Origin of the sequence: Lactiplantibacillus sp. ME-2 (genome assembly GCF_022549155.1) — a bacterium.
GTDB classification, from domain to species: Bacteria; Bacillota; Bacilli; order Lactobacillales; family Lactobacillaceae; genus Lactiplantibacillus; species Lactiplantibacillus plantarum.
In genome coordinates, this window is the sequence record NZ_JAKZEQ010000036.1 from 1 (window position 1) to 13,798 (window position 13,798).

Annotated in this window: 12 protein-coding genes and 1 other annotated feature; of the genes, 9 read left to right on the forward strand and 3 right to left on the reverse strand. The window is 44.8% G+C overall.

Going from position 1 to position 13,798, the window contains the following annotated elements:
* The coding region (gene brnQ, locus MMY95_RS12185) for a branched-chain amino acid transport system II carrier protein (protein ID WP_241277676.1) at positions 1-1,012 on the reverse strand (1,012 nt) is incomplete at its 3' end.
* A gap of 94 nt (positions 1,013-1,106) precedes the next feature.
* Positions 1,107-1,362: a binding site (T-box leader), on the reverse strand.
* A 145-nt stretch (positions 1,363-1,507) separates the two neighbouring features.
* Between brnQ and MMY95_RS12190 the strand changes: the two genes are divergently transcribed.
* Positions 1,508-3,244 carry an AarF/UbiB family protein gene (locus tag MMY95_RS12190; RefSeq protein WP_087508925.1) on the forward strand — a complete coding sequence of 579 codons (1,737 nt, stop codon included), beginning with the start codon at positions 1,508-1,510 and terminating at the stop codon, positions 3,242-3,244.
* A gap of 211 nt (positions 3,245-3,455) precedes the next feature.
* On the opposite strand, the gene MMY95_RS12195 is transcribed toward MMY95_RS12190, so the two are convergent.
* Positions 3,456-4,106: an aquaporin gene (locus MMY95_RS12195; RefSeq protein WP_003643044.1), complete on the reverse strand. Its 651-nt coding sequence runs from the start codon at positions 4,104-4,106 to the stop codon at positions 3,456-3,458.
* 385 nt (positions 4,107-4,491) lie between these two features.
* Here MMY95_RS12195 and MMY95_RS12200 point away from each other — a divergent pair, with 385 nt between their 5' ends.
* From MMY95_RS12200 to MMY95_RS12210, 3 genes are read left to right on the forward strand one after another with little or no spacing between them, the layout of a single operon-like run.
* A complete protein-coding gene (locus tag MMY95_RS12200) occupies positions 4,492-5,685 on the forward strand; it encodes an ATP-binding protein (RefSeq protein WP_003643555.1) in 1,194 nt (397 codons plus the stop codon).
* 17 nt (positions 5,686-5,702) lie between these two features.
* Positions 5,703-7,040, forward strand: coding sequence for a VWA-like domain-containing protein (locus MMY95_RS12205; protein WP_053267495.1), 1,338 nt, complete (start codon positions 5,703-5,705; stop codon positions 7,038-7,040).
* Position 7,041: 1 nt separating this feature from the next.
* The gene (locus tag MMY95_RS12210; RefSeq protein ID WP_003643553.1) at positions 7,042-7,341 is read left to right on the forward strand and encodes a hypothetical protein; all 300 of its coding nucleotides are present in this window, start codon (positions 7,042-7,044) and stop codon (positions 7,339-7,341) included.
* A gap of 127 nt (positions 7,342-7,468) precedes the next feature.
* Here MMY95_RS12210 and MMY95_RS12215 read toward each other — a convergent pair whose 3' ends face one another.
* Entirely contained in the window at positions 7,469-8,056 is a 588-nt protein-coding gene (locus MMY95_RS12215; RefSeq protein ID WP_011102171.1) for a TetR/AcrR family transcriptional regulator, read from the reverse strand.
* Positions 8,057-8,717: 661 nt separating this feature from the next.
* Between MMY95_RS12215 and MMY95_RS12220 the strand changes: the two genes are divergently transcribed.
* From MMY95_RS12220 to MMY95_RS12240, 5 genes are all read left to right on the forward strand, one after another.
* Positions 8,718-8,996, forward strand: coding sequence for a hypothetical protein (locus tag MMY95_RS12220; RefSeq protein WP_003643038.1), 279 nt, complete (start codon positions 8,718-8,720; stop codon positions 8,994-8,996).
* Positions 8,993-9,565 (forward strand): WxL domain-containing protein, encoded by a 573-nt coding sequence (locus tag MMY95_RS12225; RefSeq protein WP_003643037.1) that lies wholly within the window; start codon positions 8,993-8,995, stop codon positions 9,563-9,565. The genes MMY95_RS12220 and MMY95_RS12225 overlap by 4 nt, the downstream gene beginning before the upstream one ends.
* A gap of 151 nt (positions 9,566-9,716) precedes the next feature.
* Positions 9,717-10,295 (forward strand): WxL domain-containing protein, encoded by a 579-nt coding sequence (locus tag MMY95_RS12230; RefSeq protein WP_241277677.1) that lies wholly within the window; start codon positions 9,717-9,719, stop codon positions 10,293-10,295.
* A 97-nt stretch (positions 10,296-10,392) separates the two neighbouring features.
* On the forward strand, positions 10,393-11,406 hold the full coding sequence (locus tag MMY95_RS12235; protein WP_053267496.1) for a DUF916 and DUF3324 domain-containing protein: 1,014 nt from the start codon (positions 10,393-10,395) through the stop codon (positions 11,404-11,406).
* A gap of 21 nt (positions 11,407-11,427) precedes the next feature.
* Positions 11,428-13,578 carry a cell surface protein gene (locus MMY95_RS12240; protein ID WP_241277678.1) on the forward strand — a complete coding sequence of 717 codons (2,151 nt, stop codon included), beginning with the start codon at positions 11,428-11,430 and terminating at the stop codon, positions 13,576-13,578.
* The last annotated feature ends 220 nt before the right edge of the window (positions 13,579-13,798 follow it).

The following is a 13,798-nucleotide window of genomic DNA, read 5'->3' on the forward strand; positions in this document are numbered from 1 at the left end:
AAAATGAGGCGAGGCACGTGATTCTTAACCAGGCTTTGTAACTCAAGAAACCGAAGTGCTTATGGAAGTCCTGAGCGAAGGCGGCGACGAGCCCGATAGCGGTGGTCAAACAAGTGGTAATGATCAACACGGCTAAAATGGCTTGTCCGACATTACCCATGTAGTGGTTAACGATTTGGTCAAAGGCGACCCCGCCGTTATCGGATAATTTGAATTGACCTAACGATTGCGCGCCTAACAAGATTAAGAGCACGTAAATCAAGCCTTCAAAGGCCATTGAGAAGAAGCCAGCTCGGGCGGTCACCCACGCGGCTTTGTTCGGGTCGGTTTGGCCCATGAAATTAACGGCAGTGACGATAGTGACACCTAACGCCAACCCAGCTAAGGCGTCCATCGTGTTGTAGCCTTGCAAGAAACCATTGGTAAAGCCTGCGGTCTGATAGGCAGCAGTTGCACTGGTGCTACCGGCATGAGCTAGCGGACTGCTGAAAGCTACGGCGAAGATGGCGACTAATAATAGCAAAAATAATGGATTTAATAATTTGCCGACCCGAGCCATAATTTTGCTCTGTTCAACGGACAAGTAGTAGGCGAGTCCGAAAAATGCGGCGGAAAACAGCAGTAATGCGAGTGATTGATACTTTGCTGGGAAAAACGGTGCCAGACCAACGGTGAATGATACGGTGGCCGTCCGTGGTGTTCCAAAGAAGGGGCCAATTGTAAAGTGGATGAGAACCATGAAGACAACGGCAAAGGTTGCGCCTAGTGGCTTACCAATGTCATAAACTCCCTTGGATTTAGTGACACAGACGGCTAAAACAGATAGTAAGGGCAACAAAACCGCCGTGATGAGAAAGCCGGCCGCAGCAATCCCCCAGTGACCGCCCGCTAGTTGACCCAAGTGAAGTGGAAAAATGAGGTTGCCAGCCCCGAAGAATAAGGCGAAAATCATTGAACTTAAGGTGACGTAATCACGTTTGGTTAAGTTTCGCTTTTGAACTCGATTTAACATATCAACAGCACTCCCTTATTTGATTGAGACAATAATTATTAAATAAAAGTTGCGATTAACCAAAAAACGTCCTGATATCTGAGTTAGACTCAGAAACCAGGACGTTTGAACACGTGTTACCACCTTAGCTTTGTGACTGCCTTACGACGAATCACCTTAAAAAGTACGGCAAGTGGCCGGCCACTTGCGATACTTCGGCTCAATAATGGGAGCAACCAACAGCAACTAACATCAAGCTCGTCACTGCCACTCAGAACTGATTTTCAACGATCTGGTCATGATGTCATTGCACCAAACTGACACTCTCTAGGCATTTCCAGAAGGTTTACTTTGTTCATCGGCGTGTTTGTTAATCGATTTTTAATGTGGTTCTAATTTACAACCGCGATTAGTATTTGTCAATCTTTTTTCAAAAAAAGTTAGTTAGCTAGTGCGGATTCTTAAATAAAGATGGATAATAGCTGTAATAAGGAAATTTGTGAGGAGGGTCCGCTGATGACCAACAACAATGAGGAAAAGCCCCAATGGCAAGTGAATCAGAACCGCCATACCCGTTTTCGGACGATTGTCAGTGTCTTGCGGCGCTATAACGTTTTGAGCAACCTTGCACGTCAGAAAAATCCTGATCAAGTGCGCGCGGCGTTTGAAGAACTTGGACCGACGTTTATTAAAATTGGCCAGATTCTTTCTTCACGTACAGATATCGTTAAGCCAGAATTTGCTAACGAATTCAAAAAATTGCAAAATAATGTCCGGGCCGATGATTTTAGTGTGGTCAAGCAAACGATCGAGCAGCAGACAGGGAAGCCAATCAATGAAATGTTTGCCCAGTTTGACGAGCGACCGTTTGCATCAGCATCAATGGGCCAGACGCACCATGCGACACTGCTCAATGGGCAGAAGGTCGTGGTGAAGGTGCAGCATCCGGGTATTGACGCCGAGGTGGCCCTAGATATTTCGTTATTTGAGCGGGCGTTACCCCTATTGCGATATATTCCGGAGTCTTCAGTTGTTGATTTGCGCGAAATGGTTGGTGAAATCAAACGGTCACTATTCAATGAATTGGATACCAGTATTGAGGTAAAAAATGGATCACGGTTTTACCGACTGAATAATGCGGACGATATTATTCGGGTGCCCCGGGTTTATGCGAAGTATAGTACGCAAAAAGTGCTTGTTAACCAGTATATGCCGGGAACGACGATTCAGCATTTTATGGCGCAAATGCTTGCGGCCGATGAAGACGGAAATCACCAGTATGATGACGAACGCCGCTATTTGGCCCATGTCTTGGTGCAAAATTTCTTGAAGCAGGTTTTTGAAGATGGCTTTTTTCACGCTGATCCTCATCCAGGGAATATCTTATTGCGGGAATTGCAACCAGATGATATTGGGTATCACGATACGGTTCCCAAGCATGGCGGGAAAATTGGCAAACGGCAGTTACCACCATACCGGTTAGTTTATCTGGATTTTGGCATGATGGGTGAGATCAGTCCAGCTTTGATGGCAGGAATTGCTAATGTTGTCGTGGCAGTGACAACCGAAGATACCCATCAAGTCGGCAAAGCAATCTTAGCGATTTCAAACCGAACTGGCGTGGTTGATGAAGAAGCGTTCTTTAGTGAGTTAGCACCATTTTTAAGTCAGTATTATAATTCGGGACTGGGCGACATTGATTTTCAAGGCTTGTTGTTTGAAATGGTCAAGGTTTGTCGCAGTAATAATATTCAAATGAATCCAGCGGTTACCATGTTAGGTAAGGCGTTTGGAACGATCGAAGGTATTGTGGAGACGCTCGACCCAACCTTATCAATGATGGACGTGGCGCGGCCATTTGCGCGCAAGTACATCCGCGAGAATTTTAATTGGCGCAATGAACTGGAAGATGGCATGTTGGCTAGCCTTCAAAGCCTGCGTGATGCCCCGAAGATTCCGTCACGCTTATTATCAGCTCTAGATACGTTTGAGAATGGTCAGACGCGGGTCAACTTGGTCTTTGCACACCGCAAGATGTTTATTGATCGGATTGATTCGATGGTCAATAAGATTGTACTATCCGTTATTCTGGCAGCGCTGATTGTTGGATCATCACTACTAGTTCAAAGCCATCCTGATAATAGTTGGATTACAAACATTGGTATTTTTGGCTATGTTTCAGCAGTTGTCGTCATTATTGGCCTATTGATTGGAACGCTCCATTCCTGGTACACGCATTGGCGACGCAAGTAAAACTTGGCGTAGGGTTAGGTTATAGGGCCATGCGTCATGAGAAGTTGGCAACGTAGATTCGTCTAATTGAGACTGCCTAAAATATAAGCATACGAAAAACAGCGGTACCGTGATGATTCCAAGCCATAAAATCATCACGGTACCGCTGTTTTATTAATCATGTTTCAGTATCAAATTGATCGTGGTTAATGGTACGACTGTCAATTGCTAACTAGTCTTCTGATCCCATAACCCGAGCACAGAATGCGGCCAAGATGGCGCCGACTTCTGGTGCTAAGATGTAGACCCATAGATGTGATAAGGCGCTACCACCAGCAAAAATAGCGGGGCCGATTGAACGGGCAGGGTTCAAAGAACCGCCCGTTAAGTTGAGAGCGACAATAATCAAGAATGCTAAGGTCACCCCAATGGTCAAACCAGCAAAGTCTGCGTTACCATGGTCATTACTAGTAACGTTCAGAATAACCATTAAGAATAAGAATGTGACTAGTGCTTCTACAAAGAAGGCCATACCACTGCCGATTTTTGGAAAATCGGTTTGACCAAGCGATGTTGCGGATAAGCCTAATGCACTGACAAACGACTTAACTGCTGCGGAAGCAACGATGGCCCCAATGATTTGGGCGATGATATAGCCAATGGCATCGGCGGCATCGATTCGACGGTTGATTAACATCGCAGTCGTAACGGCGGGGTTAAAGTGACCACCAGAAATACCACCAAAGGCATAGGCCGAAACGGTAATCGCTAACCCGAAGGCTAACCCAATAGCGAGGACGTCACCCTTAGCAATCACAACGGTTGCAGTCCCTAAGAAAACTAACATAAATGTGCCGAGAAATTCGGCGAGATACTTGCGCATAGTTGCACACTCCCTTTTTGAATAATTGCTAACTTAACCTATTTTACAATACCTGCTCGTGAAAACGACGGAATTTGTTTGATTTGTGAATATTTCTGATAAGATTTTTATAATTATATTAATGGATAAGATACTGGTAAAACGTTGGTATAAAAACGTTTTATGGCAGTTGTGGATTGTTAAAACTATAATAAATAAAAATTTTATTTTTGCATAGTCACTATTGATAGTAGTCAGTATGATTGGTGTGTGACCTAACGTGACTGTGAACGCTAATTGTCGATAATGGTGGCTTCTGTTTTATAATGGTTAGGACAAGTAAGCTGATGTTTTTGAAAACGAATTAAATTTGTTTCACGTGGAACAGTAAAGGAAGGTTTAATTAATGGCGTTATCATATCAAGCTCTATTAACAGCAGTTCCGGTCGTTTTAAAAGCGGGGAACGTACCGAACATTGTCGGTGAAGCCGGGATTGGAAAGTCGGCCTTGGTAGCCGAGGTTGCTAAGCGGATGGGGGCGCAATTATACACGACCGTTGTGAGCCTGTCCGAAAAGGGGGATTTAGCGATCCCAGTCCCACCACTAACGAGCGACTCATTTATTCAAACGAAGCGCTATGGCCAGTTGGCTGACGTGCAATTCGGCTATGCACACACGTTGATTGAAATTATTCAGTATGCTGAGCAGCATCCTCAGCAGCCAATTCTGTGGTTTTTAGACGAATTTAATCGTGGGACGCAGGCTGTTCAAAGTGAATTGATGAACCTGGTCTTGCAACGGACGATTAACACATTGAAATTGCCAGAACAGGTGCAATTGATCATTGCTGAAAATCCAGATGCTAGTATGACTGGATTCGAAAGTAGTACGTATGGCGTTACTGCCGGCGATGCGGCCATCAAAGATCGTACCGTGCGTCTAGTTATGCGAGCAGATGCGGCAGACTGGCTTGCTTGGGCCAAACAAGTGGATGAGCGCATGAACCGACCAAACATTCATCCACTCGTCCAGCAGTTTATTAGTGAAGACGTAACGCGGCTTAATCAGGCTGATGTCCAGGCTGATTTAACAGCGACGCCACGTGCGTGGGCGCGTGTTTCGGCTAATTTATATGAGATTGAAAAACTTCCTGTGCATCAACAAACGGCTGTGGCACTGGATATCTTTCAAGGAGATGTGGGTACTGAGCTAGGGCTTGTATTCGAGCAATTCTTGGAACAACAAGCCATTCATCTGACACCAGCGATGATTTATGACAGTCAACCAGTGGGGGCCGTGGTGCCGGCACCGATTCTTAAGCAGTTTACGGCGATGAATGAAATTCAAAAGCGAACGGTTTTGGCAAGCTGTTTGGCTCTAACAACCACGTATCCGTTGACGGACGATCAGCACGCTGGTCGGTTCATGCAACTCCTACAAACACTCAGTCAAGATGGTCAGTTTGCATTGGTTCAACAAATCGGCCATGAACGCGACTTATTAAAGCAATTATATACAGCAAATGTTGCCAAGCAAAGTCCGTATGTGACCGCTTTGTATCAGTATTTACAACAGGTCGCCAGTTGGTCAAATCAGTAAGAAAGCAGTGAGTCATCATGATTAACAATGCCAATGAGTACACACGTTGGCAACAAGCGATGTTAGTGACGCCAACAGCAGACACGATCCAGGCAGGTGCGACCATGATTGATCGGGCCATTATTGAGTTACTAGCCACTGATCAATTTTATGGCGAGTTGCTGACCCGACTTCCCAGACAGTTAAATACGACGTTAACGACGCCGTTTATCTTAGCTTGGCAGAATAATCAGTTGGTCTTACAATATGCGCCAACAGTAATTGCTCGAGCTTTTTCACAGTTTTCTTACTTACAAGCGGGGTTAAAACACGTGGCACTACACATTGTCTGGCAACACCCCGTTCGGTATCGTGAGCAGGTCAAGCAGCAGCCGGAGTTAGTGACGTTGGCGACCGACCTGGCCGTTAACCAGTATGTCGACGGTCTGCCTAAAGATGCGGTCAGTTTAACGACTGTCCAGCCGTTAGTCGATGCCCAGCTACCGCGACGAGCAGATTCTGGCTGTTATTTGAAATTATTACAGCAGCAGTCGCGGTCGCAACTTCAGCCGAATGGCGCGCCCACCGCCACTTCGCGAAATAAGGACCAGCGGCAGCCGGCAAAAGGGTCTGGCGACCAAAAGTCGCAACAGTTGATCGATGATCCAAGTGGCTGGTCAGCCTCTGAACAGTTAACGAATCCCAATTTGGCAACTGCCCGTTTAAAACAGTTGGCAAAAGATGCTTGGCAGCAAACAAATGAAGCTGGCCGAGGGTTAGTGGCCGGCAATGTTCGAGCTCAGCTCACTGTAATGACACAGCCAGCCCAGCTTGATTGGCGACAATTACTAGTTCGGGGCCTGGGTCAGATTCCGAGCGGTACTAAGGCCTCGCACGCGCGCTTTAATCGACGGCAACCCGCGCGGATGGAAATACCCGGTCAAATTGGCGATACGCGCTTGGACTTGCAAGTTTATGTTGATAATTCAGGTTCTATCAGTGATCTGATGCTGCAACGATTACTGGCACAGGTGGCTACTTTAACCCGATTATTTGCAGCAACCATCACCGTTAAGCCGTTTGATGCAATCGTACAGCCTGGTCAAACGTATCAGGTGAGTTTGCCACAGCAGATTCGCTTTACGCGCCGTGGCGGTGGTGGAACCGTTTATCAAAGTATTTTTGATGATTTACTAACACATCATAAGACGAATGCGACGACCTTGGCGCTGATCTTAACGGATGGCCGTGGTGAACGGCACGTCGAGTCACACCGTTTTACAAATGTGATTTGGTTGTTAGCGCGGGCTGAAGATCGATTGTCGATTGAGCCAGCAATCGGTCATGTAGTTAATTTGAACTTGGAGGATGAATAATATGGGGACACCACTTAATCCAGATGATATGCAATCCTTGTTGACCCATGACCGTCGTTATCAGCGGGCCAGTGCCATCTTAACGGATCAGTGGCAACGAATCATAGCCGATGAAGATTTGGCTTACCGACAACAGATTACGATTGACGATTTACAGTTTGCTAAGGCGTTGCTAGCTAGTGAGACGCTGACAAGTCAATTTGAATTTGACCATTACGCGGGTGTGCAACGGTTGCGACAACATTATGGTAGTCAATTGACGAGCTCAGCACAGCACTGGTTAGTGCAAAAATATTTATAAGTCAATCGCTAGTTATGACCCAAAAGTATGACTGTGACTTATATATAGATGAAAAAATAAAGCAAGCTTTTCCCAAAATGTTCGGGAGAAGCTTGCTTATTTTATGCGCTGATTAACTGCTTTAGGTTCAACGACGTGCTAGAAAAGCCATCCAGGCTTGTTGCTGCGCTTGAATATCTGGCTGACTGCCTTGACGGAGTCGCGTTTGAAGGCCAATGCGGGCTTCTAGCAGTGCCTGAGCTAATGTCATACTGGACTGATTATTGATAATTTGCTCGTTAGCTTGACCTTTGAGGATGACCGCAGCCATGAGGGTCAGGTAGTCGTCATAAAACCAGCTGACGGCTTGCTGAACATCAGTATCAGTAGTACCAAATTCAGCGACGGCGTTAGCCATTAGGTCACCGGCTGGTTGTTCGGATGTCGTTAAATCGTGGCTAAAGAGCATACTCAGGATAGCTAAGGGGGCGGCACCATCCTGCTCTAAGCGTTGCATTGCTTGGGTACAACGCATTAAAGTTTGTTGGTGATAGCGCTGGAGTGCACGCAGGTAAAGTGTGTGCTTGTCCCCGATAGCGTTATATAAACTTTGCTTCTTGACGCCACTAGTTATTACGATTTCGTCCATGGAAGTATGATAATAGCCTTGCTGCCAAAATAAGTGCATGATTTTTTCGATAACTTGATCGTCTTGAAATGTCTTTTTAGCGGGCATGATTCGAACCGCCTTTCTGGTTAAAAATAAGTGTTTTAAGTATACCACAGCACACTTCATTGTTTGGTAAATGAATATTAACGCTTGAAATTATTTGATTAGGGGGCTTTTACTGTTTTTAAAGCCGATTTTAATTAGTTGATTGTGTTGCACTTTAAAATTGATAAAAGATTTCCACATTAAATCGATTACATAATTTTATAAATTGAAGATAATTTATGTAATAGCTTGCTGTTACAACGATATTCTAAATATATATAGGATTTCAATATTTATAATTATCAAAATTTTTAACTTATGTGTGGCCTCATCAAAGTCTAACGATAATATAATGTTGACGACTTGTTTAGTTGAACACGCCAACTAGTTGGACCTAATCGGATAAATGAAAGCAGTAGGAAAGCTTGCCGTTAAACTGATTACAGTAGTTTATATTAAAATATTTGTAATCACTATAATATTAAAAATGGCTCAGAAGTCCGTTAAAATAGGAATTTTAATCAATAGTTAAGGGGCGTCATCAATTGACAGCGATTCCAAAACCATGATATATTTTCGTTGCTGATAGGGTTACTCACAACGATTCACTATTGGTACTAAGCGTTAATAATGATACTAAGCTTAAGTCAATATCTGGAAAGGATGTGGTCATATTAATTGGATGGGCAGCTTTCAAGACTTAGGTATTAGTCAGCTAGTCAAGTTACCACTAGTAGCTGATACGCAATCAGGCACTTACCACTTAACGATCACTTCTAATTCAGGTGGCAATGCGGCGGCCGATAAAATTGCGAGCCCGCTACAAGGTGTATTACCGCAAATGAATGGGACCCAGCAATGGATTCTGTTCGGTATCGGCGTATGTGGACTTAGTTTATTAATATTATTAATTCTAATCTGGTGGCGCAACCGTCAAACAATAAAGGAGCAACCAAAATGAAAAAATATCTCGGAACTCTCGTTGCAGGCATGACACTAATGGCAGGATTACCACTTGTTGGCCAAGCTGCAGATACGGAGACAACGACCAAAGCTGAAGTTGAATTAATCCAGGATGACACTAATAAAGATATTACCTTGGATCAAGCACCTGGTGTTAGCTTTGGGACCGAAAAAATCACTAATGACAGTAAAACCTATGATGCTAAGAACGTTACTGGCGACTTGAAAGTGACCAACCCTGGGAATACGGACGGATGGTTAGTACAAGTTAAAGGTTCGAAGTTCATGAATGCAGATGATACTCGTGAATTACGGGGCGCCGCGTTAACTTTTGCACAAGTTAATGCAACTGCGGATGATGCTAATAACATCTCTAAAGCAAAAGCTTATAAAGTGGATATCACTGACCAAAATCAAATTATCATGGACGCAGAAGCTAATGAAGGGATCGGTAAGTTTACGAGTAAGTACGCAACCAATGAAGTTAGCCTGTTGATCCCTGCTGGTAACGCGGCTGGCGCTTACACTTCAACCTTGACATGGACATTAGGTAACGCCCCTAGCTAACCAGTTAATGCGCCAGAGGAGAACTGAGGTGTGACCGATGAAAAAGGGATTGTTGGTAACAGGTCGGTTATTAATGACTGTGATAGGTTGTCTCATCATTAGTAACTGGGGCTGGTTTATCGCAACGCAAGCTGCAACGACACAGTCATAGGTGCAGGTAGAAATGACCCCCTCGGATGATGACAATGCAGTTTCTCCGGTCGACCCTGATGATCCCAGTAAACCATACCCGGGTGACCCGGTCGATGAAGACAATGTCGCTGGTACGGGCTCACGGGGAAAGTTAACCATTGATTTCGTCAGTAATTTGAAATTCAATGCAATTACGACCGCGGGTGGGCCGTTTAAGACGACTGCCAAGAATGAGCGGGCGATGATTCAAATAACTGATCGCCGCGCCACGGCTGCTGGATGGACGTTACAGGTCACGCCAAGCGGGTTGCAAAGTGGTCAGCAGACCTTAACGACGTCTTTAAAATTAGGCGCAGTCCAATTACGGCCCGGTGCTGGCAATGTTAGTACTGCACCTAACGTTGTTAATACTGGTGAATTAGTTGCCGGTTTAGCGAATAATGTCGTGATTGCCCCGCCTAATACTGGTCTAGGTACTTGGCTGGTCGTTCTGAATCGTGGGCAGGTACCCACGGAACTTGAAGTCCATGATCGCCAATTGCGTGCTGGCGACTACACGGGTACGCTGGCTTGGTCATTAACGAACGCACCTAGTTAATTAAATGGTTTGATGTGAAGCTGCTACTTGTAAAGAATGGCAGCTTCAATCATACATAGCTCGTCACTTACCGTTGAATAAAGGAAGGGTAAAGCCTATGAAAAAAATATTTTGGCAGTTAATTGCCGTTGTGAGCATCGTTATGGGAGGTTTGACAATGACTGCTAGAGCGGATGACCTCAATTACACGGTCCAGGCTGATTTGCCTGATAACCAAATTAATCAAAAAGTGTCCTATTTTGACTTGAAGGTCACACCAGGGCAAACGCAAAATCTCACTTTAACCATTAAAAATAGTGATAGTAAAGAACATCGATACACGGTATCACCTAATCTGGCGGTTACAAATAATAACGGTATCATCGATTACAGCCAAGCAAAGGCTAAGGCCGATGACTCCTTGAAGTTTAACATCAAGACAGCACTTTCAAAGTCACAGGTCGTGACCGTTCCCGCTAAGTCAAGCAAAAAAGTCACTATTAAATTGACGGTACCCGAGAAAAAGTTTGCGGGCGTGGCGCTGGGTGGAATCAATATCATCCAGGAACTCAGTACCAAGGCGAAACAATCTAGTAGTGGCATGGCCATCAATAATCAATATGCGTACGTGATTGGCTTGCAGTTACGTGAATCTGATCCAAGCGGGATCAAACCTGTGATGAAGTTGCGCGCGGTAAAAGCCAAGCAACGTAACTATCGTAATTACGTTACGGCTAATCTGCAAAACAACCAGCCCGTTATTATGCATGGCTTAAAGATCAAAAGCTACGTGACTAAAGCTGGTTCGTCTAAAAAATTATTGACGACGACTAAGGAAAATATGTCAATGGCGCCGAATAGTAATTTTGACTTTGCAGTTGGTGACGGGACGCAACAATTGAAGGCGGGCAAGTACACTTTACATTTAACGGCAACGGCTGATAAGGGTAAGTGGCAATTTACAAAGAACTTTACCATTACTGATAAAGAAGCTCAGACTTTAAATGATACAGCTGTTACAGAAAAACAATCGAACTATTTCTGGTGGTTTGTTGCGTTGGGCGCACTGATTGTTGTCCTATTAGGCGCAATTATCTGGCTACTATTGAAAAACCGCCGTCGTCAGGACTAACTAGCGAGAGGAGTTTTCAACATGTGGAAGGGACCGAAACAAATACTAGTTGCATTAACTGCATTAATGGGATTATGGGCCGGGACCGCCCAAATTCAGGCTGCTGACGAAGCGACGTTGGCAACGGCACCGTCTGGCCTGAATCAGTTGGATAAACTCTTTACGCTACCAGCGGCATTCAGTAGTGGCATTAGTAATAGTGCGAATATTGGGAATGTGACCAATGCAAGCTCGCCAAATACGCAGGCCGTTCAGGTTATTAACGGCAAGAAGCAAGTGGGTGGCTTTTGGTCGAACGACGCCAATCGCCTAGATTTAAATAAAGATGCTACGTTTAAAATGTGGGTGTATTTGGGAACATCCACGAGTACTAGTAAGGCCGGCGATGGGATGGCTTTTGTCTTACAAAATGATCCAAATGGTACTGCCGCATCCGCACAAGTCAGTTCGTCCAGCATTATTGGTGAGACACTCGGTGTTTGGGGTGTTGATACGGATAATAAATTGAAGGACGGCGAAGAATTTGCGAAAACGGCCATCCAAAATAGTTGGGCCTTAGAGTTTGATACCTATACCAATACTTCAACTAGCTATAGTAATGCTGGTAAGGGTGATTCGTTTGATGATGGTATTAAGAAACAACACATTGCGACCGGGTATCCTGGGCTGGCTAGTCAGTATGAAAATCAGTCTGTCAGGAGTTTAGACGTTACCGGGATAATTTGGTCAACCCGGTACTACTTTACGCAAAAACATACCAACCTAGTGACGAATATGTCATTAGGAGATAGCAAGTGGCACCACCTGGTGATGGACTGGCATGCGGCGACTAAAACGATGACGTACACTTATAATGACATCAATCCAGATGGGTCGGCGACGGGTAGCGGCTTTACTCAGAGTGAAGTGTTAGATACTAGCCAATTCAACAGTAGTGATGGCCTGGTTCGCTGGGGATTCATGGGGGCGACTGGTAGTAATTCTGGTAATAACATGGTCGTGATTGAAAGCGCGCCGAATTTAGTTGACGTACAGGCGGCGGTTAAGGTTATGGATAAGACCAAGAATCGTGAAATCAAGACAGGCGGCCAGCTCAAAGCTCAGCATAAAGTTCAGTACGACTATCAATTGACTTACCAAGGTGGTCAAATTGACTGGGATAACATTACGGCTGAACTCAATCTACCACAGCATATTACGTTTGACAGTGCCAAGGTAACGTATGCGGATGGTAGTGAGCAGACTTTGACGGCGCCAACGAGTAGTGATACTAAAGTTGACTATACTCTAGATAAAGCAGTATCGGCTAGTCAACCGACCACGACGATCACGCTCAATGGGACGGCCGAGAATGTCGTTGTCAATGAACAGACAACTGCAACGACGGCGACATTTAAAAATAAGGTGTTTGAAACAACGACGGAAGCACCGGATTACATGATTACAGTCGATCAGCCGCTATACCTTAAAATTCGTAATAGTCCGTATACTGTCGCCAATGGGGAAGACGTGATCATCAGAGGGATTGTTGCAGCCGAGGATTCGGAACAATTAACTAACGGTCAAGTGACACTACACCCAACGCTTAATGGCAAGGAAATGCCAACGGTTCAAATGTCGGATGATGACGAACAAGGTTACTTCTACTACAAGGTCAAAGCAGAGGATTTACACGTCGGTGATGATAATGAGATTGAACTATGGGCATCTGACCGTTACGAGAACGTCTCACCAGTTGATAAAGCGCAGATTATTGTTACTGCAGGTGAACTTGGTTTTAAGACGGTTGCCAAAAGCAGCACGTTTAAAACCATTACTTTAGATGGTTCGGCTCAAACGACAGACCGGGAAGACGATTGGCAACTAGTTGTACGGGATAGTCGTGGTAAGGGCTCTAGTTGGCAACTACAAGCTAGTGCGACTAATTTTAAAACAACCGGTGGTCAGAATTTGGCGGGCGACGTGATTTTCCGCGACGGCGAGCAGACGACCACGCTGAATTCTGCGGGTACGGTGATTGACAGTCACACGGCTACTAGTGATAACGATGATTATGATGTCTTGGCAGACTGGACGAATAAGTCAGGCATTTTATATCAAAGCAATGCGGGAGCTACTCCGGGTTCTTACACGGGGGATATTACGTGGACGTTAACAGATGCACCTAAGTAATGATCGGGTTGGTATAAGAGAATCAAAAGCACTCACACGCAAGATTGTGAGTGCTTTTGCTTTCTAGTTATTAGCCATAATGGTTAAAGATAATAATAATTTTAATTACCACAGTTAAGTGAATGAATAATCAGCCTGAATGACTGAGAACGTTGTAATCAAGGCATTTGTTTATCGTGCGATTAGTGAAGCATTTACACTTTTTACGTGTTTTTGGTTG

Coding starts and splice junctions, on each gene's coding strand:
- MMY95_RS12190 (WP_087508925.1), top strand. CDS start 1,508: ATGACCAACAACAATGAGGAAAAGCCCCAATGGCAAGTGAATCAGAAC.
- MMY95_RS12195 (WP_003643044.1), bottom strand. CDS start 4,106: ATGCGCAAGTATCTCGCCGAATTTCTCGGCACATTTATGTTAGTTTTC.
- MMY95_RS12200 (WP_003643555.1), top strand. CDS start 4,492: ATGGCGTTATCATATCAAGCTCTATTAACAGCAGTTCCGGTCGTTTTA.
- MMY95_RS12205 (WP_053267495.1), top strand. CDS start 5,703: ATGATTAACAATGCCAATGAGTACACACGTTGGCAACAAGCGATGTTA.
- MMY95_RS12210 (WP_003643553.1), top strand. CDS start 7,042: ATGGGGACACCACTTAATCCAGATGATATGCAATCCTTGTTGACCCAT.
- MMY95_RS12215 (WP_011102171.1), bottom strand. CDS start 8,056: ATGCCCGCTAAAAAGACATTTCAAGACGATCAAGTTATCGAAAAAATC.
- MMY95_RS12220 (WP_003643038.1), top strand. CDS start 8,718: ATGGGCAGCTTTCAAGACTTAGGTATTAGTCAGCTAGTCAAGTTACCA.
- MMY95_RS12225 (WP_003643037.1), top strand. CDS start 8,993: ATGAAAAAATATCTCGGAACTCTCGTTGCAGGCATGACACTAATGGCA.
- MMY95_RS12235 (WP_053267496.1), top strand. CDS start 10,393: ATGAAAAAAATATTTTGGCAGTTAATTGCCGTTGTGAGCATCGTTATG.
- MMY95_RS12240 (WP_241277678.1), top strand. CDS start 11,428: ATGTGGAAGGGACCGAAACAAATACTAGTTGCATTAACTGCATTAATG.